The following is a 26069-nucleotide window of genomic DNA, read 5'->3' on the forward strand; positions in this document are numbered from 1 at the left end:
GTGTCCAAGATCGAGATCGACGCGGTGACGGCCGAGTTCTTCGGCGCCTTCGACAACCGCGGCGGCAGACCGGCCGACGTGGCACGCATCCGACGGCTCGTCCTCCCCTCCGGCGTCATCGTCATGACCGGCCCGGACTTCACCGTCTACACCGTGGACGAGTTCATCGAGCCCCGTCGCCAGTTGCTCTCCGACGGCCGGCTCGTCGAGTTCTCGGAGTGGGAGACCTCCGAACGCACCGAGATCGTGGGCGACATCGCATCCCGTGTGAGCGAGTACCGCAAGTCCGGGATCATGAACGGCGAGCCGTACGAGGGCGGCGGCACCAAGGCCCTGCAGTTCGTGCGCACTCCGGACGGCTGGCGCATCGCGGCACTCGCCTGGTTCGACCGGCCGTGAGGAACGAGCGTCGCCTCCGTCGCCTCGTCGTGGGTGAGACGCTCTGGTACTGGACCGTCCGGCAACGAATCGGGCCCACCCACGACTACTGCCGCGTCACCCTCTCCTTCTTCACCGGCGGAACCGCCAAGAATGCCGGCCGCCGACTTTCCCTGGTCTTCGCTCCCTGTGCGCTCGGGGTCGTCTCGAACACGTACTTCGAGTCGGGCACCGTGGTGCGCCTGTCGGACCGCAGCCACCTCAACCTCTACGAGCCCGGGACGGCACGCCGCCTCCTGGACGCCGCGGCACCCGCCCCGGAGGCACAGCCTGCGGAGCGGAACGTGGCGGTCGACGGCTGGCCGTACTTCGCCGAGGTCGTCGACCGCGCGGACCAGGCGGCCGGCGGCCACGAATCCGCGTGAGGCGGGCCGCACCCGGGTGGCGCGGCCCGCCTCCGGTCGCAGGCGGATGGATCTCAGACGGTCAGTGCACCTTGTTCAGCTTGTCGAGCGCCTTGGTGAGGCCGTTGGCCCACAGCTGGTTGACCCGGGCGCGCTCGGCAGCGTTCGGGTAGCGGTTGGTGCAGGACGGGCCCGGGCCGCCGCCCGACTGAGGGTGCCGGACCCACGGACCGTCGCCCACTCGGCCGAGCGATGAGTTCCGGGAGTCGACGAGGTCGGTTACGCAGTCAAGCACCCGGCACCCGCCCGGAAGGACACGCGCAGTGACGAACATCCACGTGACCGAATCCGACCTGGAGCTGCCCGACGGGCGCAGACTGCACGTCTACGACACCGGCGCCGGCGGATCCGGTGCGCTCCCCGTCTTCTGGCATCACGGCACGCCCAACGTGGGCCTGCCGCCCAGGCCCCTCTTCCCCGCCTCCGCCCGGCTCGGGGTCCGCTGGGTGTCGTACGACCGCCCCGGATACGGCGGTTCGACCCCGCTCGACGGCCGCGGCATCGCATCGGCCGCCGCCGACGTCGCCCACATCGCCGACGCGCTCGGCATCGGCCGGTTCGCCGTCATGGGTCACTCCGGCGGCGCCTCGCACGCCCTGGCGTGTGCCGCCGTACTGCCGGAGCGGGTGCTCGGCGTGGTCGAGGTGTCGGGTCTGGCCCCGTTCGACGCCGAGGGGCTCGACTGGTTCGCGGGCATGGCCGTGTCCTGCCGGGCATCACTGACCGCGGCCGCGGCGGGACGCGAGGCCAAAGAGCGGTACGAGGCGGAGGCGGTGTACGACCCCGAGATGTTCATCCCGGCCGACCATGCGGCCCTGGCCGGTGACTGGTCCTGGTTCAAGGAAGTCGTCAAGCCGGCCGTGGCCGCCGGTCCGGGCGGACTCGTCGACGACGACCTGGCCTACGTCCAGGCGTGGGGCTGCGACCCCGCGTCGGTCACCGCGCCGGTCCTCGTCCTGCACGGGGGTCAGGACAGGATCGTGCCCAGCACGCACGGCGAGTGGCTGGCGAACCGCTGCCCGCGCTCGGAACTCCGGCTTCGACCGGACGACGGCCACCTCTCCGTCCTCGGCGAGGCGGCCGCGGCCCTGGAGTGGCTGGTTCGCCGCGCGAGGCAGTGACCTCCGGTCGGGCTCTGTACAACCATCGGGCGGTGGCGGAGGTCTCCTGTGCGGGAACGCGCGTTCCCGCACAGTTCAGCGCCGGCGCCGCGGACGCGAGACCCGGTCTGGTGCTGGGCACGATCGCCCCGATCGACGGTGTGCGGCCCGGCAGCGAGTTCAAGGTCCCGGCCTCCTTCACCAACACCGGCACCGCGGCGCTCGACAAGGTCTGGATGTCGTACTCCGTCACCCGCGGGCTCAGCCACACCGAGGTGCCTTCCAACTGCCTGCGCTACGAGATCCCGTCCTTCGACGAGGCGCCCAGTTCCTCGGACGTGGTCTGCGCGTTCGACCAGCAGGTGAAGCCCGGCGTCGTCTACGCGCCCGACCAGAAGCTGACCCTGAAGGCAATCGACCGCGCGCTGTACGACGAGCTGCGGGTGACGGTCGCCGGCTACGACCCCGCGTTCACGGACGCCGGCCCGCCGCCGGTGCGGGGTACGGGCCCTGCGGTGAAGCTGGTCGAGCGGCCCGACGAGACCCCGGCCGCACCTGGGTCCGCCCAGCACGAGGAGTGGGACGCGGCGACCGTGAGGGTGACCGCGAAGAACACGGCCGACTTCGGCGAGCACCGGCACCGGCTCGGTGCTGCCGCTCGCGGCCGCCGCGGCCGGGGCCGTGATCCTCGGCACGGGCACCGTCCTGGTGGTGCGCCGGCGCGCCGGGCGACGGCACTGACGAGCGGCGGGGCGGGCCGAGGCCCGCCCCGCACGGTCAGTAGCTGGAGCCCAACGTCTGTGTCGTGTAGGCGCATTCCGTGTAGATGTACCCGGACCGGAGCTTGGCCGTGTCCGAGGCCGGTGTGGCGGTGCTGCCGCCGTGCGGCTTGTGCACGAAGTACGTGGTGCCGACGGGGAGACTGAGCGTCCGCTGCGGGTAGTTCTTGCCACCGTTGCAGGGCTTGAAGCCGATCCTCAGCGTGTCGGCAAGGCCGTACGACTTGCAGCTGCCGCACCCCTTGAGCGTGAAGCTGCCGGTGACCGGTCCGGTGTAGAGGACGGTGACGTCGTCGGGGCTGTCGTTCTTGACCGTGACGGTGATGCCGCCGCCGGAGTCGGTGGTGGGCAGCTTCTTCCCGGCGGCAGGCAGGGTCTGGGCCACCTCGGCTCCGATGGCGATCTTCTTGGCCCGGTCCCGGTTCTTGCCGTTCTTGTTGTCGGAGACGTACTGCTCCATGGTCTTCTGGGCCGCGTCGAAGTCGCCGTCCTTGTACTGGTCGACGCCGCAGGCGTACTCCCCCGCGTCACCGCTCCGGTCGGCCCGGTCGGCGGACTTCGTGAGAGCGTCGGCCGCGTTCCCCGCCGTCCCCGAGAGGTCGCTGATCCGGGTGTTCAGGTCGTGCAGCTTCTCGACGGCGGTGCAGGGTGCCGCGCCGTTGACGTCCTTCTCGGCCTTCTTCACCGCCGCGTCCACGGCGGGTGCGACCTTGGTCGCCGACTGGGACTGCGGGAACGTGGTCAGCAGGTCGTCGAAGCGTGCGACCCAGTCGGCCTGACCCGCCGACAGACCGGCCCATCCGCACTCGTACAACGAGGTGGCGAGTCGGTCGTCGGGCCACTGGGTGAGCGAGCCGAGTTCCTTCTTCGGCATGAAGCGGGGCACCGTACGCAGGTACTTCAGCGGCTCGATCGCGTCGCAGTACTCCTGGTGTCCGTAGGCCGCGCCGACCGTGGTGTAGAAGCTCCGCATACGATCGGGTACCTGGGCGGCGGCGCGGGAGCCGGAGTGCTCGGCCGCAAGATCCCGGTAGATCTCCAGGGCCGCACCGTAGTCGCCCCGCGCGCTGGCGAACCTGTGCCGGCCGGCCTTGGTCACCAGGTGGTCGGCCTGGTCCAGGCGGTCGAGGAGCGCCTGCTGCACGGCTTCCTCGTGCGCGTCGTCGTACCACAGCACGCCTCCGGCCGGAACGGCGAGCAGCAGCACGGCGAGCAGGAGGGCGAGGGGCGCTCGGCCCGGCCAGGTGAGCCGGGTGCGCAGTCCGGCGATCGCTCCGTGGACGGCGGCCGACAGCAGGAGCAGGACGTAGACGGTGAGCGCGGCCCCGGGGAGCCCGTCGGCGTCGGCTGGCAGGGCCACGAACAGCAGGACGACGGTTGCCGCCAGGCAGGCGGCCATCAGGACCCATCTTCGCAGGAGTGCGTACCCGAGGCCGAGTCCGCTCAGGTTGAGCACCGCGACGGCGGCCGCCCGCAGGCCGTCCGGCGGCGCGGGCGGCGGAGCCGAGGGCATCGGTGGTACGGCGAATCCCTGGTACGGACCGTACGGATCGGACATGTTGGTTTCCCCCCGTCAACTGCCCCCGAAATACTGCGGATCGGCAGTGTAAGGCCGGGGCCACGGACCTGACAGAGGGCGTCCGGACAAGGGGCCGTCCGGGGCGGAGGGCCTGGTGATGGCGCCGATTCCCGCGATCTTTTTCCACTCACAGGACAAAGAGGGAAGGCCCGGCCCTCCGGCCCCGCAGGTCACCTGGGCGGGCGCGGGACCGAGCACCCGGTCCGTGCAGCCCTTGCACCGATCGCACACCAGTGCGTGGAGCCCGGCAACGGAGTTTCCCGCCCGTTGCGGTCCCGTCCACCCGCTTGTCCGGGCAGCCGGAGCGCAGCCACGTGACACTTGAGGAAAGCGACGGACGAGCGGGGCCGGGAGGCGAGGGCGGTGATCGGGGTCAATCCGACCGACAGCGCCTCGCTGCTCGCTGCCTTCGGTGCGCTGGGCGTCCTGGTGGTGATCTTCGCCGAGTCGGCTCTGCTGGTCGTCGGCTTCTTCCTGCCGGGTGACACGCTGCTGTTCCCGGCCGGTGTGCTGTGCGCGGCGAGCGCTCAGCAGGCGCCGCGGCTGGTGCTGTGGCAGGTGCTGCTGTGCGCGGCCGTCGGCGCCGTGGCGGGCGGCCAGGCGGGGTATCTGCTCGGGCGGCACGGCGGCCGGCCCCTGCTGGCCCGCACCTCGCGGCGGCGGGTGAAGGAGGTCACGGCCCAGGCGGAACGGATGCTGGCCCGCTACGGATACCGCAAGGCACTGGTGATCGGCCGCTTCGTCCCGATGCTGCGCTCCGTGCTGCACCCGGCGGCCGGCGCACTCGGGGTTCCCGTGCGGACGTTCACCATCTGGCAGACCATCGGCGGCCTGCTCTGGTCCCAGAGCCTGGTACTCGCCGGATATCTCCTGGGTTCCTCGGTCACCCGCGTCGACGACTACCTGTTGCCGCTGGTCGCGCTCATCGTCGTGGTCTCTCTGCTGCCCCTGCTGGCGGAGGCCCGCCGAACGCGGCGCGAACGGCGGGACCGCTCCGGTCAGACCGGGAGTTGACCGTGGTCAGCCGAGGCCCCAGGCAAGGCCGAGCCGGTAGGCGGCGCACAGGTGGACGTCGAGGACGTACGGGGCCGTGGTCCCGCACCCGGTCGCCGGATCGACGGGCTGCCCGTGCCCCATCCCGGTGATGCTGTAGGTCTCCACCACAGCCTGCCCGGAGGGGGAGCGGTAGACCTGGTGCGGGTACCCCGCCACCGTGTCGGAGACGTCCGCGCTCTGATCGGCACCCTGGACGTCGGTCCACTGCCTGACCAGGTCCGCCATGTTCGACGGCTTCACCGTGCCGTCCGCCGAGCCCTGGAAGACGGTGAGCGTGGGCCAGGGGCCGGTGTATCCGGGGCGGGCCCTGCGGACGCGGTCGCCCCACTGGGCCGGTGTCTGGTTCGCCCACCCGTACATGCACGGGTACGGCCCACCGGCCGCCGCGGAGCAGCCGTACGGCAGCCCGGCCACGATGCCGGCCGCCCGGAACTTCTCCGGGTAGGTCGCCGCCATCACCGCCGTCATACCGCCGCCGGCGGACAGGCCGGTGACGAACACCCGCGAGGGATCGCCCCGGACGTCGGCGAGTTGGCGGTCCACCGTCTGGGCGATCGAGGCGGCCTCGCCGTCCCCGCGCTCGATGTCCCCGGCCTGGAACCAGTCGAAGCACTTGCTGAGGTTGTTGGTCGTGGACTGCTGCGGGACCACGACGGAGAAGTGCCAGCGGTCCGCGAGCGTGGTCCAGCCGCTGTCGACGGCGTACCCGGCGTCCTGGGTGCAGCCGTGCAGGGCGACGACGACGGGAGCGTTCGCCGGCAGGTCCGGAGGGTTGTAGCGGAACATGCGCAGCGCACCGGGGTTGGAACCGAACCCGGTGACTTCACCGAGGGAGGCGGCAGCGGCCGCCGTGCGGGGGGCGAGGAGTCCGGCGGCCAAGGCGGCCAAGAGGGCCACCAGGGCAGCTGTCAGGCGTGCGGCTCTGGTCTGCATGCCCGAAGATGCTAGGAGCGTGGCACGGCTGCGATATGGGGCCGGACCCCATAGTGCGGTCGCCGTGAGTGGACACGGCAGGGGGCTCGGCACGTCAGTGAGACGTCACCGTCGCGTCAGCGCGGCCTGGCACCGTAGTTGATGTGAACGGCACGGGAAACCGGAAGCCGGACACGGGGAGAGGTGCCCGGAGTGGCTGATCGGGGACCTACGAGCACGCCTCGAGGTCGGGCCCCGCGGGGCCCACGCAGGTTCGAATCCTGCCCTCTCCGCCCATCGCAAGCCCTACATGCTCCTTATTTGCCAGATGCCCCATTTGTACGATTACCCTGGGGGGCTGTTGCCTCGAACCCGCCCAGGCGGGCTCGGGAGGTCCGGCACAGGGAAGGAGCACGAAAGGCATGCGCAGCGCACGGATATCCGCCCTCGCTATGCCCTTCGGACGAGCCAACTGCGCCGACGCCGCGCGGGCAACGGTGGCAGCGGGGCTGACCTGGCAGGTGTGCGTGAACCTGCTGCATACGCCCCACCCCTATGTGGGTGCCGTGGCAGCCCTGCTGATCGTCGAGGCGACGGTGGTGCGCACGGTCGCCGCCGCGACCCGGTACGCCGCGGGATGCCTGCTCGGCGTGGTCGTCGCCGTACCCGCCGCCCTGTACGTCGAGCCGGGAATGGCGGGTCTGGGTCTCGTCGTCTTCGCCTCCGTCCTGCTGGCCCGGCACGAGCTGCTGGGCCACCAGGGGCTGCATCTGCCGACGACGGCCCTGATCACCTTCGCCCTGGTCCGTGGCCGGCATCCCGCCGAGGTGTTCTCCCACCTCGCGGAGATCATGGTGGGCATCGCGTTCGGCCTGGCGTGCAGCGCGCTGCTGTACCCGGCCGTACGGGTACGGTCCGCGGAGCACGCCGTGGAGAGGCTGCGCACCCTGCTCGCCCGCCACCTCGACGGTCTGGCCGACGCGGTCGCCCGGCGGGAGCGGCCGCGGAACGTGCTCGGCTCCGGCTGGGAGCGGGAACTCGACACCGCGCTGGCGCAGGCCCGTACCGCCGTGGACGAAGCGCACGAGAGCGTGCGCTGGAACGTACGCCCCATGGCCCGTCGCCGCCGCTGGCACCTGGACCGTCGCGTCATACGGACGCTCGCCGACGTGGAGCAGCAGGTGTGCGCGGCCGGGCGGCTCCTCGACACGAGGCCCGCGGTGAGCCGGCCCGGCCCGCGGGGCGAGGACGCTCCCGACGCCGACGGGTTCGCCGGGCCGTACGCACGGTTGCTGCGTACGACGGCCCTGTGCGTCTACGGCTGCCGGGGCGGGCGGCCCCACCCCGCGCTGCCGGCGGCCCGCCACGCCCTCGCCCGCCTCGACAGACCCGACCGTGATGCACCGGTCGACCGCGAGGCGGACCGCCATCTCGTCCATCACCTGGACGCGGTCCTGTCCTGCCTGACCACGTCCGTACCCGCCCCGACCCGGCAGCACCGGGTGCTCAGCCCGCTGCGACCCTCACGGCGACGATGACCTCTCACCCCACGGATCACCCGCACGACGACACCGCACCCACCGACATCACCGGCCGTACCCCGCCCGCCTGGAACCGGCTGCCTCTCACCCTGACCCCCGTCCTGCTCCTGGTGGTCGTCGCCCTGACCGACCTGCTGACGCCGGACTGGCTGCACGTCTCGCCGGTGATGGCAGCCGTGCCGGTGCTGGCCGCCGCCCTGCTCCCCGTGTGGGCGACGGCTGCCCTCGCCTGCGCGGCGCTCTCCGTGACGGCGCTGCTGCAGATGGTCGCGGGGCAGCTCGGCCGTCCGGACTCGGACGTCGTCCTGGGCACCCTGGCCGTGGTCGGGCTCGCCTCGCTCGCCACCTGCTCGTTGCGCCGGCGCCGGGAACGGCAGCTGCGCCAGGTCCGCTCCGTCGCACAGACCGCACAGCGTGCGCTGATGCACCCACTGCCGGGCCGGATCCGCTCGCTGGCCCTGTGCGGCGTCTATCTGCCGGCCGAGTCGGCGGCCCGGATCGGCGGCGACTTCCACGAGGCGCTGCAGACGCCGTACGGCACCCGGATCCTCATCGGCGACATGCGGGGCAAGGGACTGACGGCCGTCGGGGCCTCGGCGAACCTGCTCGGCGCGTTCCGGGAGCTGGCCGACCGTGAGGCGTCCCTGGCCAAGGTGGCCCAGGGCCTGGACGAGCGCGCCCGCCGCGAGATCGCGGCGCTGGACGGCCAGGGCACGCAGGCGCTGTTCACGGAGCGGTTCGCGACCGCCCTGCTGGTGGAGTTCCCGCCCGGCGAGGCGGTGGCCCGCATCGTCCACTGCGGTCACCCCGAGCCGCTCGTCGTGCGCGCGGGCCGGGTCCACGCCCACCTGCCCGACCGGCCCGGGCCACCGCTCGGACTCGGCGACCTCCTGGCCGCCGAGCCGGTCGCGACGACGGTGCCCTTCGCCCCGGGCGACCGGCTCCTGCTGTACACGGACGGATTCGTCGAGGCCCGGGACCGCCGGGGCCGGTTCTACGACCTCCCCGCGCACGCCCGTGCTCACGCGGACCGCCCGCTGCCCGCGATGGTCTCCGCCCTGCGCCTGGCCCTCCTGCATCACGTCGACGGCGACCTCGGCGGAGACGCGGCGCTCGTGGCGCTGGAGCGGCTGCCGTGAGAGCGGCTTCGGGCGTCAAGGGGCGAGCTGCACAGGTCAGGGGCCGAGCCGCCGGCCCTCCTCGATCGCCATCGCCGCGAAAGCGATCGTGTCCTGCAAGCGCGCGATCGGGTCGCCCTCGTACGCGGAGGTGGTGGAGCCTTCACGGATCCGCAGCGCTTCGTGGACGATCGGCTGCCAGCGCCCGTCGAAGGCGGTCAGGGCGTGGCGCCCGGCGCCGGTCTTGGAGGTGAGCCGGTCGGTGGCCAGCAGATGGTGCAGGCGCGCGATACCGAGTACGAACCACTCGGTGACCCACTCGCCCCGCTCGGCCGGGCCGTCGAAGACCCACTCCTGACCAGGACCCGCGCGCAGTTCGTCGAGCGACGACCGCCAGAACTCGTCGAGGTTGGCGTGGCTGTAGGCGCGCAGCGCGCTCTGGTCCGTCCACACGTCGTCCGCCGTCAGCTGGGGGCCGCGTACGGTGACGGCTCGCTGGGCCAGCTCGTGCCAGGTGACCGGGTTGCGGCCGAAGTGACCTGCGGGCCGGAAGTCCCACTCCTGGACGCACGGCACGTCCGGGCAGCCCTTCGGCGAGCCGGCCAGATCCGCGTGCGTGACGTGCAACCCGTCGAAGTACGGCCGTGGGTGACGGCTGCTCAGCTCCACGAAGACCTCGCCGAGCACGTCCACCGCCTTCTGCGAAGGCCGCTCGCTCAGCACCGCCAGGAAGTCGATGTCGCTGCGTCCGGGACGGAAGTCGCCGAACGTGAGCGACCCGTGCAGATACAGGCCCTGGACGAGTCCGGGAACGGCCTCGTCGGTCAACTGCAGGTAGCGGTCGACGGATTGGCGGACCTCTTGGGGCAGCGACCGTGGCGTCATGGCGGCCACGCTAGACGATCGCGGCCGTCGTCAGCGCTCCCGAGGCCAGTACGAGGAACAGGCCCGGGAACGCGATGTTGTGCAGCACGCGTGCCCGTACGTGGACGGCCAGGGCGCCGATGTAGAACAGCACCAGGCCGAGACCGGCGGCGACGCCCAGGGGGCGAAGGCCCAGCAGTCCCAGCAGGAGTCCTGCGGCCCCGGCCGCCTTCAGCAGAGCCAGGGGCGGGATCCAGGCAGCCGGCACACCGACCTCACGCGAGTTGGCGAGGACGAACGGCGCCCTGGCGAAGTCGGCCGCCGCGATGCCGGCGTTGGCCAGGACGGCCGCACAGGTGACGAGGACGTAGGCGAGTTCCATGCCCCCACCCTCCCCGGGAGGCCGACACGCCGTCCAATACCTGCGTCCATAACCTGGTGGAATGGATGTCGACACCCGTCTCCTGCGCTCCTTCCTGGCCGTCGCCGCGGACGGCAGCCTCACCCGCGCCGCCGAGCGCGTGTATGTGTCCCAGCCGGCCCTGACGAAGCAGATCCGGCAGCTGGAAACCCAGCTCGGTGTACGGCTGTTCGACCGCTCGCGGGCCGGGATGGCACTGACCGGGCCGGGCCGTGAGCTGGCCCGTCTCGCCCCGGAGGTGCTCGCGGCGTGGGACGACGCCCTGCGCGCCACCCGGGCCGCCGACCGGCAGGCCTCCCGGGTGCTGCGGGTCGGGTTCCTGGCGAGCGCGGCCAACGAGGCGACGCAGGAGATCGTCGCCGCGTTCGCCCGGCGCCGGCCCGGGTGCCGCGCCGAGCTGCGCCAGGCGGCCTGGACGAACCCGAGCGCCGGACTGGCCACCGGGGACGCAGACGTCGCACTGCTGCGGCTGCCCTTCCCTGGCCAGGAGGCCCTGCGCGTCGAGCCGTTGTTCAGCGAGCCGCGCTGGGTCGCCCTGCCCGCCACGCACCCGCTGGCCGCGCGCGACACCATCGCCTTTCGCGAGCTGTGGGACGAGCCGTTCGTCGCCGCCCCGCAGGAGACCGGCGCGTGGCGCGACCACTGGCTGGCCGCCGACGAGCGCGAGGGCCGGCCCGTCCGCGTCGGCGCGGTCACCGAGCAGCCCGACGACTGGCTGAACGCCATCGCCAACGGGTACGGGATCGCCCTCGCACCCCAGTCCGCCGCGCGGTTCTACTCCCGGCCCGGTGTCGTGTACCGGCCGGTCACCGGGGTGAGCCCGACGCACGTGGGCGTCGCGTGGGCATCCGCCGACGACCGCAATCCGGTCGTCCAGGACTTCGTCCGCTGCTGCCTCGACCTGGCAGGACAGGTGTGAGCGCCGGCCCGGACCGGTGACCCGCTCCGGCCTCCCGCACACTCCGAGCCCGATGAGCCCGCCGAGCCCATGCCTCGCACGCGTCCCTGTCCCCCGCCCGGCCCAATCCCGGTCCGCCGGAAGGGCGAGCACCCGTGAGGGGTGTGACCGTGGTGGAAGGGATCGGCGGGTGCACCTGTGGCGAGGAGGCGAAATGGCCGGGACGGGCGGCGTAAGTGGCGTGGCGTGTACCGCCGTGGCGGGAGACGACCCGTCCGGCGACGCCTTCGCGCAGGTGAGCGCGGTCGCCGATGCCGTCCTCTACGAGGGCTATCTGCTCTATCCGTACCGCCGTTCCTCGGCCAAGAACCGCGTCCGCTGGCAGTTCGGGGTGCTGTTGCCCCGGGACTGGGTGGAGGCGGACGGGCCCGTCACCCCGGGCCTGTCCGGTTCCGCGGACTCCTGGTACCAGCAGACCGAGTGCCTGGTGCGCGTACGGCAGCCCGGAGCGGTCGTACGGGTGCGGGTGCGGTATCTGCAGATGCAGCACAAACAGGTGCAAGCGGCCGGTGCGGACGGGCAGTACCGCCCGGTCGAGTCACTGCGCACCGACGACGGGACGGCCCATCTCACCTTCGACGAGGCAGTGCCGCACGAGGTCGGTTTCGCGTGGCCGCTCGCCGATCTGCTGCGCGGCGAGTGCCGCGCCGAGGCCGGGGCGCCGCCCGGTGAGCGGACGGAGCCGCTGCCCGGGGGTGCCGGGCGCGTGGTGCGGCGACGCGAACAGGTCCGGGCGCGTACGACGGTCGTGGCCGAGCGGATCACCGACGACGTGTACCGGCTGCGGGTGCGCACCGAGAACACCGGGCGCGCACCGGATGCCCGGGCCGCTCGGGGCGATGCCCTGCGGCATGCGCTGCTCGCCGCGCACACCCTGCTCGGCGGCGAGGGCGTGGAGTTCGTCTCGCTGATCGATCCGCCCGCGGATCTGCAGGCCCCTGTGCGCGACTGCCGTAACGCGTTCACCTTCCCTGTCCTGGGCGGCGAGCCGCAGGAGACGGGACCGGTCGGTCGGGTCGTCCTGTCCTCCCCGATCATCCTCCCGGACCGTCCGCAGGTGGCGCCGGAGAGCCCGGGCGACCTGCACGACGCGGCGGAGATCGACGAGATCCTGACGCTGCGCACGATGCTCCTGACGGACGAGGAGAAGGCCGAGGCGCGGGCCACCGACCCGCGGGCCGCGCAGATCCTGGACCGTGTCGACAGCATGCCCCGGGAGGTCTTCGCCCGGCTGCACGGCGCCATCCGCTCACTTACTCCCGTCACGCCCACCGCCGTCGCCGAGGACCCGGCCGAACGGCCCGCGTGGTGGCAGGAGGGCGGCGACGAGGGGCTGTCCCCGACGACCGACACGGTGCTCGTGGACGGCGTCCCCGTCGGCGGCGGCAGCCGGGTGCGGCTGCGGCCGCGCGGCCGGGGTGCCGACGCCCAGGACATGTTCCTGGCCGGCCGGACCGCGCAGGTGGCGGCGGTCTTCCACGACGTGGACGGCAGCGTGCACCTCGCGGTGAGCGTCGACGACGATCCCGCGGCCGAACTGCACGGCTGGTACGGCCGTTTCCACTACTTCCGGCCCGCCGAGGTCGAACCGCTCGCAGGCGCGTACGCGCCGGGTCCCGCCGACCCGCTCCACCCACCCCGGCCGCAGTCCCCGCGGCCCCGACGTCCGGCCGACCGGCCGGAGGAGGAACGGCCCGATGGACGCCCCTGACCTGCCGGCGCACGCCGCTCACCGACTCCCCGACCGACCGCAGCAAAGGCGGACGACATGACCACCCAGACCAGTGCCACCCAGGAGCGCGACGCGATCGACGAGATCCACATCCTCTGGATCTCCGAGGGCATGAGCTGCGACGGCGACACCGTCTCCCTGACGGCCGCCGACCAGCCCTCCATCGAGGACGTGGTGCTCGGTCTCATCCCGGGCCTGCCGAAGGTCAACCTGGTCAACAAGGTGCTCTCGCCGAGCCTGGGCGGCGAGGACTTCCTCGCCCCGTACCGGGCTGCCGCGCGCGGCGAACTGGCCCCGTTCATCCTCGTCATCGAGGGTTCGATCCCGAACCAGAACATCATCGAGGGCGACGGCTACTGGACGTCCTTCGGCAACGACCCGGAGACCGGCCAGCCGCTGCCGCTGAACTGGTGGATCGACCAACTGGCGCCCAAGGCCTGGGCGGTGGTGGCCGCCGGCACCTGTGCCACCTTCGGCGGCATCCACGCCATGGCCGGCAACCCCACCGGCTGCATGGGCCTCGCGGACTACCTGGGCTGGGAGTTCAAGTCGCAGGCCGGGCTTCCGGTCGTCAACGTGCCCGGCTGCCCCATCCAGCCCGAGAACTTCATGGAGACCCTGATCTGGGTGCTCCAGCACGCGGCCGGTACCGCTCCCCCGCCCCCGCTGGACCACATGCTGCGTCCGCAGTGGCTGTTCGGGAAGACCGTGCACGAGGGCTGCGACCGGGGCTCGTACTACGAGCAGGGCGACTTCGGCCTCGACTACAACTCGCCCAAGTGCCTCGTGAAGACGGGCTGTTGGGGCCCCGTGGTCAACTGCAACGTGCCCAAGCGGGGCTGGATGTCCGGGATCGGCGGCTGTCCGAATGTCGGCGGCATCTGCATCGGGTGCACGATGCCCGGCTTCCCGGACGCGTTCATGCCGTTCATGGACGAGCCTCCCGGAGGAGCGCTGTCCTCCCTGGTCATCAAGCCGTACGGGGCCGTCATCCGCCGCCTGCGCGGTCTGACCAACGACATGGTGAACCACGAGCCCAAGTGGCGCCACAACAAGCGCAAGCTGACCAGCGGTTACGACCCCCACTACCGCCCGTGACACCAGCCACGACGCCGCTCGTCACGCATCCCGCCACCGACCCGCCGAACCCGAACAGCAAGGGGCAGTACCGCAGATGACGACCACCGAGTCCCGGTCCACCAAACGCAAGCCCGCGCAGATCGTGGACATGTCCTGGGATCCGATCACGCGGATCATCGGCAACCTGGGCATCTACACGAAGATCGACTTCGCCAACCGGGAAGTCGTGGAGTGCCACAGCACCTCGTCGCTGTTCCGCGGCTACTCGGTGTTCATGAAGGGCAAGGACCCGCGCGACGCGGGCTTCATCACCTCGCGCATCTGCGGCATCTGCGGCGACAACCACACGACATGCTCCAACTACGCCCAGCAGATGGCCTACGGCGTCAAGCCGCCCAAGCTGGCCGAGCACATCACCAACCTCGGCGAAGCGGCCGAGTACATGTTCGACCACACGATCTTCCAGGACAACCTGGTGTTCGTGGACTTCTGCGAGGCGATGGTCAAGGCCACCAACCCCGCTGTGCTGGCCCGTGCCGAGCGCACGAACGCGCCCCGCGGGGACGTCCACGGCTTTAGGACCATCGCCGACATCATGAGGGCCTTCAACCCCTTCGAGGGCGAGGTCTACAAGGAGGCGCTGAAGGTCAGCCGGGTCACCCGGGAGATGTTCTGCCTGATGGAGGGGCGGCACGTCCACCCGTCGACGATGTACCCGGGCGGGGTCGGCACGATGCCGCAGCCCAACACCTTCACCGACTACCTCAGCCGGCTCATGCGCGTCATCGACTTCGTCAAGAAGGCCGTGGCGATGAACGACGACGTCTTCGACTTCTTCTACGAGGCGCTGCCCGGCTACGAGGAGGTCGGCAAACGCCGTATCCTGCTGGGCTGCTGGGGCGCCTGGCAGAACCCGGACGTGGTCGACTACCGCTACGCGACGATGAACGAGTGGGGCAAGGCGATGTACGTCACCCCCGGCATCGTCGTCGACGGCGAACTGGTCACCAACAACCTGGTCGACATCAACCTCGGCCTGCGGATCATGCTCGGCAGCTCCTACTACGAGGACTGGGTCAACGAGCAGCCGTTCGTCACCCACGACCCGCTCGGCAACCCCGTCGACATGCGCCACCCGTGGAACCAGACCACCGTGCCGGTGCCGCAGAAGCGGGACTTCGACGGCAAGTACAGCTGGGTGATGAGCCCGCGCTGGCACCACTCGGGGACCGGCGAGCACCTCGCCCTCGACACCGGCGGCGGGCCCCTCGCCCGGCTGTGGACGACCGCGCTGAGCGGCCTGGTCGACACGCCGTACGTGAAGGCCACCGGCCACAGCGTGCGCATCTCGCTGCCCAAGGGCGAGTCGCTGCCGGAGACCACGCTCGAGTGGCGCATCCCCCAGTGGAGCAACACCATCGAGCGGGACCGTGCCAGGCCGTACTTCGTCGCCTACGCCGCCGCCATGGCCCTGCAGTTCCTGGAGGAGGCGATGGGCATGCTCCGCGACGGCGACTCCAAGGTGTACGAGAACTTCGAGGTGCCCGACGAGGCGATCGGCTGCGGCTTCCACGAGGCCGTGCGCGGTGTCCTCTCCCACCACCTGGTGATCCGCGACAAGAAGATCGCCAACTACCACCCGTACCCCCCGACCCCGTGGAACGCCAGCCCGCGCGACATGTACGGCACCCCGGGGCCGTACGAGGACGCCGTCCAGGGCCAGCCGATCTTCGAGGAGAACGGGCCCGACGACTTCAAGGGCGTCGACATCATGCGCACCGTGCGCAGCTTCGACCCGTGTCTGCCCTGCGGGGTGCACATGTACATGGGCAAGGGCAAGACGCTGTCGACGGTGCACTCGCCCACGTACGGAGCCGGCCATGCCTGATCGCGCCGTACGGCTCCCGGATCCGGCGGTGGAGGCGCGGCTCGCCCGGCTCGACGAGGCGCTGGCCGGGCTGGAGTCCGCGCCCGGCCCGGCCGCCCGTGCGGCGCTGGAGTCGGTGACGCTGCTGACCGAGGTCTACGGCGAGGCGCTCGCCCGGGTCCTGGACCACGCGGACGAGCGGCTGCGCGAGCGCCTGGCCGACGACGAGCTGCTCGGGCACCTGCTGGTGCTGCACGCCGTCCACCCCGAGTCCGCCGACGCTCGGGCCGCCCGCGCGGTCGAGCGGCTGCGGCCCGCGGTCCGCGAGCGCGGCGGCGACCTGGAGTGGGCCGGTGTCGAGGGGCGGGTGGCCCGGGTGCGGGTGAGCACAGGCGGCGGCTGCGGTTCCGGGTGCGGCGGCGGTTCGGCCGACGTCACCGCGGCCGTCCGCGCGGCGGTGCTGGCCGCCGCCCCGGAGCTGGAGGCGGTGGAGCCGGTCGCCGACGAGCGGCGGGCGGCCCCGGCCTTCGTACCCCTGACGACGCTGAAGCGCCGGACCGCGCCGCAGCCGCAGGAGTCACGGTGATCACGGACGGGGCACTGGCCCGCGTCATCCGCTCGGCGGCCGGCCGCACGGCGACCGCCGAGGCCGAGGTGTGCGAGCTGTGCGCCACCCCGGTGGCCGACGCGCACCCCCACCTGTACGACATGGAGGCCGCTCAGGTGCGGTGCGTGTGCGGCCCGTGTTCGGTGCTGTTCGCCGAGGACGGGGCGGGCGAGGGGCACTACCGGCTCGTGCCCCGGCGCCGGCTGCGGCTGCCGCCGGTCGACACGGCGGTGCTGGGCGTGCCGGTGGGCCTGGTGTTCTTCGTGCCGCGCTCCGACGGCACGGTCACCGCACAGGGGCCGAGTCCGGCCGGGGCCATGCGCTGGGAGGTGGACGCGGCGGCCTGGCAGCGGCTGACCGCCACGTTTCCGCAGCTCGCTTCCATGGCACCCGACGTGGAGGCACTGCTGGTGAACACCGTGCGGGGCCTGGACGAGCACTGGATCGTGCCGGTCGACGACTGCTTCCGGATGGTCGCCCTCGTCCGCCGCGAGTGGCGGGGCCTGTCCGGTGGCGACGGGGTCTGGCCGGCTGTGGAGCGGTTCTTCGCGCAGCTCACCGAGCGTTCGTGAGGACCTGGAAGGAGAACAGACATGGGCAGCATCAGAGTGGGCCGCCCCCAGGCGAAGCCCGACACGCCCAGCCATGTGCCGGGCCTGCACCAGGGCAACCGGGGCCCCTACGACCACCAGAGCGGACACCACCAGGACGGCACCGCCGACGCGCGCCGCTCCACCGGGATCCACTGGAAGCGGCATGACGCCCTGCTGGACGCCATGCCGAACATCTCACCGGGATGAGAGAGCAGGGAGTGAGTGTGAACAAACGCTGCCGAACGGCGAAGAGAGCGAGGTCGGTGATGTCCGGACGTCAGGTGCTGCTCGCCCAGGCCGCTCTGGTGGGCGGTCTGGCACTGACCCTGTTCCTGAAGGAGCTGCCCGGCGTGGTGCGCGAGCTGCGGATCTACCGGATGACCGGTGGCGTCCGCGCGAACCGCCGCTACCCCTGAGCGGGCCGTGCACGAGTTGTCGATCGCCACGGCGATCGTGGAACAGGCCGAGGAGATCGCCCGGGCGGACGGCGCCGACGACGTCTCGTCGGTGACCGTCCGGGTCGGCGAACTGGCCGGTGTGGTGCCGGACGCGCTGCACTTCGCCTTCGAGGTGGCCCGCGGCGGCACGGCCCTCGCCGCGGCCCGGCTCGTGGTCGAGCAGGTGACGGCGCGGGCCTGGTGCGGCGGGTGCGCGGAGGAGTTCACGGTCGGCATGCCGCCGTTCTTCTGGTGTCCGCGGTGCGACCGGCCCTCGCAGGATCTGCGCAGCGGCAGGGAACTGGAGATCACGGACGTCGAGGCGGCCGCGGCCCTGCCCTGACGGCAGTCGGCCCCGCCGGAGCTCGGTCTCCGGCGGGGCCGACTGCTGTCCGGGCCGCTCAGCAGATACGGGGCAGCTGCTCCCCCAGCGGCAGGTCCACCACCCGGGTGCCGCCGAGCCCGGTGGCCACGACGACCATGCCGGGATGCTCCACGACGCACTCGCCGATCAGGGTCGCGCCGGCGCCCTGCGGATGGGCACGCATCGCCGCGAGCACCGCCTCGGCCTCCTCCCGGGGCACGAAGGCGACGAGCCGGCCCTCGTTGGCGACGTACAGCGGGTCCAGGCCGAGGAAACCGCAGGCGTTCGCGACCTCGTCCGGGACCGGGATGGCCCGCTCCCGCAGCCGTACGCCGGTGCCGGAGGCGCGGGCGATCTCGTTGAGCGAGGTGCCGAGCCCGCCCCGGGTGGGGTCGCGCAGCACGTGGATGTCCCGGGTGACCGCCAGCATGGCCGCCACCAGGCCGGCCAGCGGCGCGGTGTCGGAGGCGATCTCGACCCCGAACTCCAGCCCCTCCCGGACGCTCATGATGGCCACGCCGTGCAGGCCGATCGGGCCGCTCACGATCACGGCGTCGCCGGGCCGGGCGCGCTGCGGGCGGATGTCGACACCGTCGGGGACGAGCCCGATGCCGGCGGTGGTGACGTAGACGCCGTCGCCGTGCCCGGACTCGACCACCTTGGTGTCGCCGGTGGCGACGGTGACGCCCGCCGCCTCGGCCGCCGCCCCGATGGCGTGGGCGATCCGCCCCACGACGGCCAGTTCCACGCCCTCCTCCAGGACGAACGCCGTGGAGAGGTAGGCGGGGCGGGCGCCGCTCATGGCCAGGTCGTTGACGGTGCCGTTGACCGCGAGGTCGCCCAGGCTGCCGCCGGGGAAGAACAGCGGCCGTACGACGTAGGAGTCGGTGGAGAAGGCCAGCCGGGCGCCGCCCAGGTCGAGGACGGCCGAGTCGGTGAGGGCGGCCAGGGTGGGGTTGCCGTACGCGGGGGCGAAGACCTGCTCGATCAGTTCGGCGGACAGGGCGCCGCCTCCGCCGTGGCCCATGACCACGACCGGCTGGTCGCGCAGGGGTGCGGGGCAGGTCCAGTTCGCAGGGTCGACGGCCACTTGCATCGCTTTGGCGGCGTCGACCGCTTGGGCCGCTTCGGTGGCGAGGTCAGCCAACGGGGTTCATCTCCTCCTGCGGGATGCGGGATCCCTGCCGTGCCGGGGTGTCGGTCATCCGGCGGTACAGGTAGTAGGCGGCGCAGGCGCCCTCGCTGGAGACCATGGTGGCGCCCAGCGGGGTGCGCGGGGTGCAGGTCGTGCCGAACGCGCCGCATTCGGTCGGCTTGATCAGGCCCTGCAGTACCTCGCCGGCCCGGCACGCGGCGGGCTCCTCGGTGCGGATGCCGGCGACGTCGAAGCGGTGCTCGGCGTCGTGGGCGCGAAAGGCGTCGGTCAGGCGCCAGCCGCTGGCCGGGATCCGGCCGATGCCGCGCCAGTTGCGGTCGGTGACCTCGAACACCTCCTCGATCATGCGCAGGGCCGCCGGGTTGCCCTGCTCGCGCACGGCCCGGGGGTAGGCGTTCTCCACCCGGTGCTGACCGCGCTCCAGCTGGTGGACGGCGCGGCGGATGCCCTCGAGGATGTCCAGCGGTTCGAAGCCGGTGACGACGACCGGCACCCGGTGCTTCTCGGCCAGGTCCGGGTACTCGGCGGTGCCCATCACGCTGCACACGTGCCCGGCGGCGAGGAAGCCCTGCACCCGGCAGGCGGGCGCCGACATGATGGCGTCGATCGCCGGGGGGACCCGGACGTGGGACACCAGCAGGCTGAAGTTGTCCACGCCGAGACGGCGGGCCTGGTGGACGGCCATGGCGTTGGCGGGGGCGGTCGTCTCGAAGCCGATCGCGAAGAAGACGACCTGCCGGTCCGGGTTCTTGCGGGCGAGGTCCAGGGCGTCGAGCGGCGAGTACACCACCCGGACGTCACCGCCCTCGCCCTTGACCCGGAACAGGTCCCGGTCGGTGCCGGGCACCCGCAGCATGTCGCCGAAGGAGCAGAAGATCACGTCCGGGCGGGCGGCGATCTCCAGCGCCTTGTCGATCACGTCGAGGGGGGTGACGCACACCGGGCAGCCCGGACCGTGGATCAACTCCACTTCGTCCGGCAGGAGTTGGTCGATGCCGTGCCGGATGATGGAGTGGGTCTGGCCGCCGCAGACCTCCATCAGCGCCCAGGGGTGGGTGACGGTGGCGCGGATCTCGTCGAGCAACCGGCGTGCCAGATCCGGGTCGTTGAACTCGTCGATGTACTTCACTGGACCTCACTCCCGCTCCCCTGCCGGGCCGCCTGCTCCCAGGCGTCGCCGAACTCCTCCTCCAGCAGCCCGAGTTGCTCGAACAGCTCCAGGGACGCCCGGGCCGACTCCTCGTCCAGGCGCTGCAGGGCGAACCCGACGTGGACGATGACGTACTCCCCCACCCGCACATCGGGCACGTACTCCAGGCACGCCTGCTTCCGTACTCCGCCGAAGTCGATCAGCCCGGTGAGCGGGTCGGCGCCGTCGTCGATGGCCACGACCTTGCCGGGCACTGCCAGACACATGGTCACTCCGTCTCGTGGTTGGTTGCTGTTCCCGCGACCATGAGCTGACCGAGCGCCAACCCGCCGTCGTTCGGGGGTACTTCGCCGTGTCGCAGGACCGTGAACCGGTCCGCGGCCAGCAGGGCGGCACACTCCTCCTCCAGCAGGGCGTTGGCGAAGACGCCCCCGGTGAGAGCGACCGTGGTCAGGCCGGTCGTTCCGCGGGCCCGCCGGCAGATCTCCGTGACGGCCCGGGCCACGCCCCGGTGGAAGCGGGCCGCGAGCACGGGGGTGGGGGTGCCGCTCCGCAGATCGGTGAGGACGGCCTGCAGCGGGGGCGCGATCTCCCACCTGCCCGCCCGGTTCAGTCGGCCGAGAGGCCGGCCGGACGGGACTGCGTGGGGTGGCGGGAGGGTCCGGAACCCGAAGCGGTACGCCCTGGTGTCCGCGTGCCACGCCTGCGTCGCCGCGGCCTCCAGCTCCAGCGCGGCCTGCGCCTCGTACCCCGCGCGGTGGCACACGCCGACCAGAGACGAAACGGCATCGAAGAGGCGCCCCATGCCGGACGTCGGGACACATGCCACCTGGCGTTCCAACTGCTGCCGCAGGATGGCGAGTTCCGATTCGGAGCACGCTACGACACTCGGCAGGTCCCGCTCCCACGGCAGCCCCGCCGCCCACAGCCGGGCCAGTGCCAGCCGGCAGGGGTTGGCGACGCCCGCGTCCCCGCCGGGCAGCGGGGCCGGGGTCAGGTGGGCAAAACGCCGGTAGCCGGTGTAGTCGGCAAGCAGTACCTCGCCGCCCCACACGGTGCCGTCGTCGCCGTACCCGGTGCCGTCGAAGGCGATCCCGATGACGGGTGTGGTGCCGTCGAGGCCGTGTTCGGCCATGGCCGAGACGATGTGGGCGTGGTGATGCTGCACCAACGTCGGTGACCGAAGTCCGAGTTGGGCCGATCGTGTCCGTGCCCAACCCGTCGAGTGGTAACCGGGGTGCCGGTCGGCGGCCACCAGCCGCGGGGTGACTCCCGTGAGGCGGCCGAGGTGTCGTTCGGTCCTCTCGGCCGCTTCGAGGGTGGCCAGGTCACCCATGTCGCCGATGTGCGGCCCGAACCAGGCGAGGTCCCCCTCGCCCAGGCAGAGCGCGTTCTTCAGGTCGCCGCCGACCGCGAGCGTGGGACGGACCGGGAGGGGGAGGCACAGCGGGCGGGGGACGTAACCGCGGGAGCGCCGGAGCACCTGTTCGGTGCCGTCGGGGCGCACCCGCAGCAGGGAGTCGTCGCACGGGGAGGCGATGGGCCGGTCGTGGGCGAGCCAGGCGTCGGCGAGTCCGGCCAGCCGGGTCAGTGCCTCGGCGTCGTCGGTGACGATGGGCTCGCCGGAGCGGTTGCCGCTGGTCATGACCAGTACCCGGGGGCCGGGCGGATCGCCGGGCAGCCCGAACAGCAGGGTGTGCACGGGGGTGTAGGGCAGCATCACGCCCACGTGCGGGCTGCCGGGGCAGACCTGGTCGGCGAGGCGGAGTCCGTCCGTGGAGGTGCGTCTGCGCAGCAGGACGATGGGGCGCCGGGCGCCGGTGAGTGCGGCCCGTTCGGCGTCGGTGAGGTCCGCGACGCGCTCCGCCGTGTCGAGGTCGGCGCACATCACGGCGAAGGCCTTGCCGCCGCGTTCCTTGCGGGTGCGCAGGGTGGCGACGGCGCGTGCGTCGGTGGCGTCGCAGGCCAGGTGGTAGCCGCCGACGCCCTTCACGGCGACGATCCGGCCCGCGGCCAGCAGTGCCCGTGCGGTGGCCAGGGCGTCCGCGTCCCGGGCCGGGCGGACACCGGTTCCGTCGGCGGCGATCAGGCGGAGCCGGGGGCCGCAGTCGGGGCAGGCGACGGGCTGGGCGTGGAAGCGCCGGTCGGCGGGGGCGGCGTACTCCCGGGCGCAGGAGTGGCACATCGGGAAGCGGGCCATGGTGGTGGCCGCTCGGTCGTACGGCATCCCCGTGGCGATGGTGAAGCGGGGGCCGCAGTGGGTGCAGGTGATGAAGGGGTGGCGGTGGCGGCGGTCGGCCGGGGCGGCCAGCTCGCGCAGGCAGTCGGCGCAGGTCGCGGTGTCGGGCGGGAGCTGGGTCCGGCCCGCCGACTGCTCGGTGGGGCGGATGGTGAACGGGCCGGTGGTGCCGGTGGCAGGGACGTCCTCGCAGCCGACGCCCGTCACGGCCGCCAGCGGGGGCGGCTGCTCGGTCAACCGGTCGAAGAACCGGCCCACTTCGCCCGCCGGGCCCTCCACCTCGATGAGCACGCCGTTCGCGGTGTTGCCGACGAACCCGGCCAGCTCCAGGTCGGCGGCGAGCCGGTGCACGTACGGCCGGAACCCGACCCCCTGCACCGTGCCGCGCACGGTGATCCGGCGGCGGACCGGGCCGGTGACGGGCGCGGTCACGCGACGGGGGCGGAAGCGGGGTGGTGGTGACCGTGGGGATGCGGGGCGAGCGGAGGCCGGTGCGGCGGGGCGCCGTGCCGGGCGGCGAGGGCGTGGGCCAGGAGGGTGTCGACGCCGTCGCCGGTGCGCGCGCACGACCGTACGATCTCCACCCCCGGGTTGACCCGCTGGAGGTTCGCCCGGAAGGCCATCTCGTCGAAGCCGGCCGGCTCGGCCAGGTCGGTCTTGGTGACGACGACCAGGTGGGCCGAGCCGAACGCGGTCGGGTACTTCAGCGGTTTGTCCTCGCCCTCGGTCACCGCCATCAGGACGATCCGCAGGGTCTCGCCGAGGTCGTAGGACGCCGGGCACACGAGGTTGCCGACGTTCTCCACGAAGAGCATCGCGGTGTCCGCCGGCAGCCACCCTTCCAGGCGCCCGCGTACCTGCCGGGCCTCCAGATGGCACAGTCCGTCGGTGAGCAGCTGCTGGACGGGGGCGCCCGAACGCGCCAGCCTGACGGCGTCGTTCTCGGTCGCGAGGTCGGCGGTGAGCGCGGCGACAGGAACGCCGCGCTCCACCGCTCTGGCCAGGATCCGGCCGAGGAGTTCGGTCTTGCCGCTGCCCGGGCTGGACAGCAGGTTGACCATCGTGACGCCCTGTCGCGTCAGATCGTCGCGCAGGCTCGCGGCCAGGTCGTCGTTCTTCGCCAGGACGGCCTGCTTGACGTCGGACCGGCACATGGGCGCAGCTCCTCGGAGTCGTGCGGCGGAGCCCCGGCCGTGTCCCTTACGGCTCGGGTCTCACCGATCTTCGGCTCCGTCGGCCGCGAGGCCGGGCAGCGCAGCCGCGTGCGGGGGCCCGGATTCCATCGGGCGGCCCAACGGCGGTGCGGGCGCGGCGGGGTCGGCCAGCAGTGCGGGGACCAGGGTGTGCAGCGCGTCCACGGCCCGGCCGACCGCCTCCCGCACGGGTGGGCTGATCCCCGGCAGGATGTCCTCGTCGCCGCTCGGCAGGACGCCGGGCTCGCAGGCCAGGACGAGGACCCGGGGCAGCGGCTCGTCGCCCAGGTGCGCGGCCAGCGCCAGCACCTTCTGCGGGTCCATGCCGTGCGCCTCGGGCACGGCGGTGCCGTCGGGCGGTTCCGCCTCGATCAGGGTGAGGGTACCGGGGCGGTGTCCACGCGGGGCCGCGTCGACCAGGACGGCGGTGGCGCAGCCGTCCAGCAGCGCGTAGGCGAGGTCCATGCCGCGGATGCCGAAGTCCCGCACCCGCACCTCGGGCGGCAGCGGGCGCCCGTCGAGGGCACGGATCACCTCGGGGCCGAACGCGTCGTCCCCGAGGAAGATGTTGCCGACGCCCGCCACGAGCAGCGGGGACCGTGCGGGGTTCACCGGACGGCTCCGACGGCCTGTGCCAGGGGGCGGGCGTCGCCGGTGGGCTGCTTGCGGACGAAGGCCGACCGCAGGGCGTGGTACGGGGCCGTGGGGTCGAAGAAGATGGCGTACATGCGGGCGAGTTCGTCCCGCCGGTAGTCCGCGAGCGGCCGTGCCTGCTCGTCCGCGTGGTGTGCCGCGGCCTTGGCGGCGATGCGTTGCCCGAGGTCCGGGGCGGCGGCGAGGCCGGCGGCCAGTCGCTCGACCTCGGCGGCGAACTCCCCCGGCCCGGTGGGCACGAGCCGGTCCACCAGTCCGAGCCGCTCGGCCGACGCGGCGCTCAGCGGCAGCGCCTCTTCCGTCAGCCGGTGGGCGGTGTCGGAGCCGGCGCGGCGGGGCAGCGAGTACGTCCAGAACTCGGATCCGTACAGGCCCATCCGCCGGTAGTGCGGGTTGAGGACGGCACCGGTACGGCACCAGACCTGGTCGGCGGCGAGGGCGAGCATGGCGCCGCCCGCGGCCGCGTTGCCGGCGAGCGCGGCCACCACCACCCGGTCGGTGGTGCGCAGCACGGCCTCGACGAGGTCGTCCATGGCGGTGAGGTTGGTCCAGGACTCCTCGCCCGGGTCGGCGGCGGCCTCGATGACGTTCAGGTGGATGCCGTTGGAGAAGAAGTCGCGGGCGCCGCCGAGCACCAGGACGGAGGTGCGGCGGGTGAGCGCGTACCGGTAGGCGGCGAGCAGCCTGCGGCACTGGTCGGTGCTCATCGCTCCGCCCGGGAAGGAGAAGCGTAGGAAGCCGACGTCGCCGCGCTGCCGGTAGCGGATGTCGGTCCAGGTGCGGCGGCGCGGGGGCAGGTCGAGCGGGACGGCGGCCTCCGGGAGGTCGAGCGGGCGGCCGGCGAACGAGGCGAGCACGGAGGCGGCGGGGCGGCGGAAGGGCGCCGGGTCGCCGGAGTTCTTGCGCGGGCGCAGTTCCGGGATCCACACGGCGCCGTCCCGGGTGGCCCGGCAGACCGCGCCCGCCCGGGTCGCGAGGAGTTCGCCGGGCCGGCCGCGCAGCCGGTCCTCGGGGTGCCCGCCGTGCAGGAACACCTCGTGGCCGAGGAGTTCGTCCAGGACGCCCGGCTGCGAGTCGGCGCCGCGGAGCTTGCGCAGCACGGTCTCGGTGCTGTCGTGCGCCCAGTCGACGCGCCGCCGCTCCTGCCGGAAGAGGTCGCGCCACACCACGTGGACGGGGGCGTGGGACGCGTCGGGGTCGCCGGTCTGCGGGCGCGGTTTGAACGAGGCGTCGGCGAACCGGCGTACGGCGAGCAGGACGGCGGCCACGGCGGCGTCGGAGGCCTCGTTGCGGTACAGGTCGCTCTTGCCGACGGCCGGCACGGGAAACGACTCCGCGGCCCAGATGTCCCCGGCGTCCATGGCCGCCTCGGCCTGGAGCACGGTCACGCCCCAGCGCGGCGCAGAATCGGCGATGGCCCAGTCGAGCGCGGACGGGCCGCGGTCGCCGGGCGGCCCCGGGTGCACGATGAGGCAGGTCTGCTCCCGCCAGATGTCCTCGGGCAGGGCCGTCTTCAGCATCGGCGCGACGATCAGGTCCGGGCGCCGGTCGTGCACGGCGGCACGGACCGGGTCCGGGCCGTGCGTGGCGAGTACGACATCCACGCGATGTCCCAGGTCGGTGAGTTCTGCGTACAGCCGCTGGGAGAGGCTGTTGAACGCGCTGGCCACGAGCAAAATGTCCATGACATGGCATGTTCGTCCCTCTTGGGGGAACCGTGAAGAACCCGTGCGGCGTTTCCTTCACCGCGTGGGATCTCTTCCTCCATCCGCACAGCGTTCCGGGCGGCCCCCCGGGCACCGTGGGCGCGGATGCGCGGGCCACGTC

At 72.7% G+C, this 26069-nt stretch carries 26 protein-coding genes and 2 pseudogenes; 16 read left to right on the plus strand and 12 right to left on the minus strand.

Annotated elements, in window-relative coordinates:
* Positions 1 to 399: a DUF4440 domain-containing protein gene (locus ACFYZZ_RS44305; RefSeq protein ID WP_389189518.1), complete on the plus strand. Its 399-nt coding sequence runs from the start codon at positions 1 to 3 to the stop codon at positions 397 to 399.
* Positions 400 to 428: 29 nt separating this feature from the next.
* A complete protein-coding gene (locus tag ACFYZZ_RS44310) occupies positions 429 to 803 on the plus strand; it encodes a hypothetical protein (protein ID WP_389189521.1) in 375 nt (124 codons plus the stop codon).
* A gap of 61 nt (positions 804 to 864) precedes the next feature.
* On the opposite strand, the pseudogene ACFYZZ_RS44315 reads toward ACFYZZ_RS44310, so the two are convergent.
* A pseudogene (locus tag ACFYZZ_RS44315) lies at positions 865 to 990 on the minus strand (snapalysin family zinc-dependent metalloprotease); the annotation flags it as partial.
* 124 nt (positions 991 to 1114) lie between these two features.
* On the opposite strand from ACFYZZ_RS44315, the gene ACFYZZ_RS44320 reads away from it, so the two are divergent.
* The gene (locus ACFYZZ_RS44320) at positions 1115 to 1963 is read left to right on the plus strand and encodes an alpha/beta fold hydrolase (protein ID WP_389189636.1); all 849 of its coding nucleotides are present in this window, start codon (positions 1115 to 1117) and stop codon (positions 1961 to 1963) included.
* A gap of 756 nt (positions 1964 to 2719) precedes the next feature.
* Here ACFYZZ_RS44320 and ACFYZZ_RS44325 read toward each other — a convergent pair.
* Positions 2720 to 4279: a hypothetical protein gene (locus tag ACFYZZ_RS44325; RefSeq protein WP_389189523.1), complete on the minus strand. Its 1560-nt coding sequence runs from the start codon at positions 4277 to 4279 to the stop codon at positions 2720 to 2722.
* 384 nt (positions 4280 to 4663) lie between these two features.
* On the opposite strand from ACFYZZ_RS44325, the gene ACFYZZ_RS44330 reads away from it, so the two are divergent.
* Positions 4664 to 5314 (plus strand): DedA family protein, encoded by a 651-nt coding sequence (locus tag ACFYZZ_RS44330; protein WP_389189526.1) that lies wholly within the window; start codon positions 4664 to 4666, stop codon positions 5312 to 5314.
* Positions 5315 to 5320: 6 nt separating this feature from the next.
* On the opposite strand, the gene ACFYZZ_RS44335 is transcribed toward ACFYZZ_RS44330, so the two are convergent.
* Entirely contained in the window at positions 5321 to 6289 is a 969-nt protein-coding gene (locus tag ACFYZZ_RS44335) for a PHB depolymerase family esterase (protein ID WP_389189528.1), read from the minus strand.
* 177 nt (positions 6290 to 6466) lie between these two features.
* Between ACFYZZ_RS44335 and ACFYZZ_RS44340 the strand changes: the two are divergent.
* The 3 genes and pseudogenes from ACFYZZ_RS44340 to ACFYZZ_RS44350 all read left to right on the plus strand — a co-directional run bounded on the left by ACFYZZ_RS44340 (position 6467) and on the right by ACFYZZ_RS44350 (position 8948).
* Positions 6467 to 6561: pseudogene (locus ACFYZZ_RS44340) on the plus strand.
* Positions 6562 to 6690: 129 nt separating this feature from the next.
* Positions 6691 to 7806: an aromatic acid exporter family protein gene (locus ACFYZZ_RS44345; protein WP_389189531.1), complete on the plus strand. Its 1116-nt coding sequence runs from the start codon at positions 6691 to 6693 to the stop codon at positions 7804 to 7806.
* Complete coding sequence (locus ACFYZZ_RS44350) at positions 7803 to 8948, plus strand: PP2C family protein-serine/threonine phosphatase (RefSeq protein ID WP_389189534.1); 1146 nt, start codon at positions 7803 to 7805, stop codon at positions 8946 to 8948. The genes ACFYZZ_RS44345 and ACFYZZ_RS44350 overlap by 4 nt, the downstream gene beginning before the upstream one ends.
* Before the next feature lie 36 nt (positions 8949 to 8984).
* On the opposite strand, the gene ACFYZZ_RS44355 is transcribed toward ACFYZZ_RS44350, so the two are convergent.
* Both ACFYZZ_RS44355 and ACFYZZ_RS44360 read right to left on the minus strand, forming a co-directional pair.
* A complete protein-coding gene (locus ACFYZZ_RS44355) occupies positions 8985 to 9812 on the minus strand; it encodes an aminoglycoside adenylyltransferase domain-containing protein (RefSeq protein ID WP_389189537.1) in 828 nt (275 codons plus the stop codon).
* Between the two features lie 10 nt (positions 9813 to 9822).
* On the minus strand, positions 9823 to 10173 hold the full coding sequence (locus ACFYZZ_RS44360) for a DoxX family protein (protein WP_389189540.1): 351 nt from the start codon (positions 10171 to 10173) through the stop codon (positions 9823 to 9825).
* 61 nt (positions 10174 to 10234) lie between these two features.
* On the opposite strand from ACFYZZ_RS44360, the gene ACFYZZ_RS44365 reads away from it, so the two are divergent.
* The 9 genes from ACFYZZ_RS44365 to hypA all read left to right on the plus strand — a co-directional run bounded on the left by ACFYZZ_RS44365 (position 10235) and on the right by hypA (position 17829).
* Positions 10235 to 11131: a LysR family transcriptional regulator gene (locus ACFYZZ_RS44365; RefSeq protein ID WP_389189543.1), complete on the plus strand. Its 897-nt coding sequence runs from the start codon at positions 10235 to 10237 to the stop codon at positions 11129 to 11131.
* A gap of 193 nt (positions 11132 to 11324) precedes the next feature.
* A complete protein-coding gene (locus ACFYZZ_RS44370; RefSeq protein ID WP_389189546.1) occupies positions 11325 to 12881 on the plus strand; it encodes a hypothetical protein in 1557 nt (518 codons plus the stop codon).
* 57 nt (positions 12882 to 12938) lie between these two features.
* Positions 12939 to 14000, plus strand: a complete 1062-nt coding sequence (locus tag ACFYZZ_RS44375) for a hydrogenase expression protein HypE (RefSeq protein ID WP_389189549.1) — start codon at positions 12939 to 12941, stop codon at positions 13998 to 14000.
* A 76-nt stretch (positions 14001 to 14076) separates the two neighbouring features.
* A complete protein-coding gene (locus tag ACFYZZ_RS44380) occupies positions 14077 to 15870 on the plus strand; it encodes a nickel-dependent hydrogenase large subunit (protein ID WP_389189552.1) in 1794 nt (597 codons plus the stop codon).
* Positions 15863 to 16435 (plus strand): NifU family protein, encoded by a 573-nt coding sequence (locus ACFYZZ_RS44385; RefSeq protein WP_389189555.1) that lies wholly within the window; start codon positions 15863 to 15865, stop codon positions 16433 to 16435. The genes ACFYZZ_RS44380 and ACFYZZ_RS44385 overlap by 8 nt, the downstream gene beginning before the upstream one ends.
* Positions 16432 to 17028, plus strand: coding sequence for a DUF5947 family protein (locus ACFYZZ_RS44390; RefSeq protein WP_389189557.1), 597 nt, complete (start codon positions 16432 to 16434; stop codon positions 17026 to 17028). The genes ACFYZZ_RS44385 and ACFYZZ_RS44390 overlap by 4 nt, the downstream gene beginning before the upstream one ends.
* A gap of 21 nt (positions 17029 to 17049) precedes the next feature.
* Positions 17050 to 17256 carry a hypothetical protein gene (locus ACFYZZ_RS44395; protein WP_389189560.1) on the plus strand — a complete coding sequence of 69 codons (207 nt, stop codon included), beginning with the start codon at positions 17050 to 17052 and terminating at the stop codon, positions 17254 to 17256.
* Positions 17257 to 17315: 59 nt separating this feature from the next.
* On the plus strand, positions 17316 to 17465 hold the full coding sequence (locus ACFYZZ_RS44400) for a hypothetical protein (protein ID WP_389189562.1): 150 nt from the start codon (positions 17316 to 17318) through the stop codon (positions 17463 to 17465).
* 7 nt (positions 17466 to 17472) lie between these two features.
* Positions 17473 to 17829, plus strand: coding sequence for a hydrogenase maturation nickel metallochaperone HypA (gene hypA, locus ACFYZZ_RS44405; protein WP_389189564.1), 357 nt, complete (start codon positions 17473 to 17475; stop codon positions 17827 to 17829).
* Positions 17830 to 17887: 58 nt separating this feature from the next.
* Here the strand turns inward: hypA and hypE are convergent, their stop codons facing one another.
* The 7 genes from hypE to ACFYZZ_RS44440 are packed head-to-tail and all read right to left on the minus strand — an operon-like array spanning position 17888 to position 25927.
* Complete coding sequence (gene hypE, locus ACFYZZ_RS44410) at positions 17888 to 18946, minus strand: hydrogenase expression/formation protein HypE (protein WP_389189639.1); 1059 nt, start codon at positions 18944 to 18946, stop codon at positions 17888 to 17890.
* Between the two features lie 43 nt (positions 18947 to 18989).
* On the minus strand, positions 18990 to 20135 hold the full coding sequence (hypD, locus tag ACFYZZ_RS44415) for a hydrogenase formation protein HypD (RefSeq protein ID WP_389189567.1): 1146 nt from the start codon (positions 20133 to 20135) through the stop codon (positions 18990 to 18992).
* Positions 20132 to 20422 (minus strand): HypC/HybG/HupF family hydrogenase formation chaperone, encoded by a 291-nt coding sequence (locus tag ACFYZZ_RS44420; protein ID WP_389189570.1) that lies wholly within the window; start codon positions 20420 to 20422, stop codon positions 20132 to 20134. The genes hypD and ACFYZZ_RS44420 overlap by 4 nt, the downstream gene beginning before the upstream one ends.
* Before the next feature lie 2 nt (positions 20423 to 20424).
* A complete protein-coding gene (gene hypF / locus ACFYZZ_RS44425; RefSeq protein ID WP_389189573.1) occupies positions 20425 to 22827 on the minus strand; it encodes a carbamoyltransferase HypF in 2403 nt (800 codons plus the stop codon).
* On the minus strand, positions 22824 to 23549 hold the full coding sequence (gene hypB / locus ACFYZZ_RS44430; protein ID WP_389189576.1) for a hydrogenase nickel incorporation protein HypB: 726 nt from the start codon (positions 23547 to 23549) through the stop codon (positions 22824 to 22826). The genes hypF and hypB overlap by 4 nt, the downstream gene beginning before the upstream one ends.
* Before the next feature lie 60 nt (positions 23550 to 23609).
* Positions 23610 to 24200 carry a hydrogenase maturation protease gene (locus tag ACFYZZ_RS44435; protein ID WP_389189579.1) on the minus strand — a complete coding sequence of 197 codons (591 nt, stop codon included), beginning with the start codon at positions 24198 to 24200 and terminating at the stop codon, positions 23610 to 23612.
* Positions 24197 to 25927 (minus strand): hydrogenase maturation protein, encoded by a 1731-nt coding sequence (locus tag ACFYZZ_RS44440; RefSeq protein WP_389189582.1) that lies wholly within the window; start codon positions 25925 to 25927, stop codon positions 24197 to 24199. The genes ACFYZZ_RS44435 and ACFYZZ_RS44440 overlap by 4 nt, the downstream gene beginning before the upstream one ends.
* Positions 25928 to 26069 lie beyond the last annotated feature (142 nt).

Source organism: Streptomyces sp. NPDC001816 (genome assembly GCF_042892235.1).
In the GTDB taxonomy this organism is placed as follows: domain Bacteria; phylum Actinomycetota; class Actinomycetes; order Streptomycetales; family Streptomycetaceae; genus Streptomyces.

Coding starts and splice junctions, on each gene's coding strand:
- ACFYZZ_RS44355 (WP_389189537.1), bottom strand. CDS start 9,812: ATGACGCCACGGTCGCTGCCCCAAGAGGTCCGCCAATCCGTCGACCGC.
- ACFYZZ_RS44370 (WP_389189546.1), top strand. CDS start 11,325: ATGGCCGGGACGGGCGGCGTAAGTGGCGTGGCGTGTACCGCCGTGGCG.
- ACFYZZ_RS44350 (WP_389189534.1), top strand. CDS start 7,803: ATGACCTCTCACCCCACGGATCACCCGCACGACGACACCGCACCCACC.
- ACFYZZ_RS44335 (WP_389189528.1), bottom strand. CDS start 6,289: ATGCAGACCAGAGCCGCACGCCTGACAGCTGCCCTGGTGGCCCTCTTG.
- ACFYZZ_RS44345 (WP_389189531.1), top strand. CDS start 6,691: ATGCGCAGCGCACGGATATCCGCCCTCGCTATGCCCTTCGGACGAGCC.
- ACFYZZ_RS44360 (WP_389189540.1), bottom strand. CDS start 10,173: ATGGAACTCGCCTACGTCCTCGTCACCTGTGCGGCCGTCCTGGCCAAC.
- ACFYZZ_RS44420 (WP_389189570.1), bottom strand. CDS start 20,422: ATGTGTCTGGCAGTGCCCGGCAAGGTCGTGGCCATCGACGACGGCGCC.
- ACFYZZ_RS44365 (WP_389189543.1), top strand. CDS start 10,235: ATGGATGTCGACACCCGTCTCCTGCGCTCCTTCCTGGCCGTCGCCGCG.
- ACFYZZ_RS44400 (WP_389189562.1), top strand. CDS start 17,316: ATGTCCGGACGTCAGGTGCTGCTCGCCCAGGCCGCTCTGGTGGGCGGT.
- ACFYZZ_RS44375 (WP_389189549.1), top strand. CDS start 12,939: ATGACCACCCAGACCAGTGCCACCCAGGAGCGCGACGCGATCGACGAG.
- hypE (WP_389189639.1), bottom strand. CDS start 18,946: ATGCAAGTGGCCGTCGACCCTGCGAACTGGACCTGCCCCGCACCCCTG.
- ACFYZZ_RS44440 (WP_389189582.1), bottom strand. CDS start 25,927: ATGGACATTTTGCTCGTGGCCAGCGCGTTCAACAGCCTCTCCCAGCGG.
- ACFYZZ_RS44380 (WP_389189552.1), top strand. CDS start 14,077: ATGACGACCACCGAGTCCCGGTCCACCAAACGCAAGCCCGCGCAGATC.
- ACFYZZ_RS44325 (WP_389189523.1), bottom strand. CDS start 4,279: ATGTCCGATCCGTACGGTCCGTACCAGGGATTCGCCGTACCACCGATG.
- ACFYZZ_RS44395 (WP_389189560.1), top strand. CDS start 17,050: ATGGGCAGCATCAGAGTGGGCCGCCCCCAGGCGAAGCCCGACACGCCC.
- hypB (WP_389189576.1), bottom strand. CDS start 23,549: ATGTGCCGGTCCGACGTCAAGCAGGCCGTCCTGGCGAAGAACGACGAC.
- ACFYZZ_RS44385 (WP_389189555.1), top strand. CDS start 15,863: ATGCCTGATCGCGCCGTACGGCTCCCGGATCCGGCGGTGGAGGCGCGG.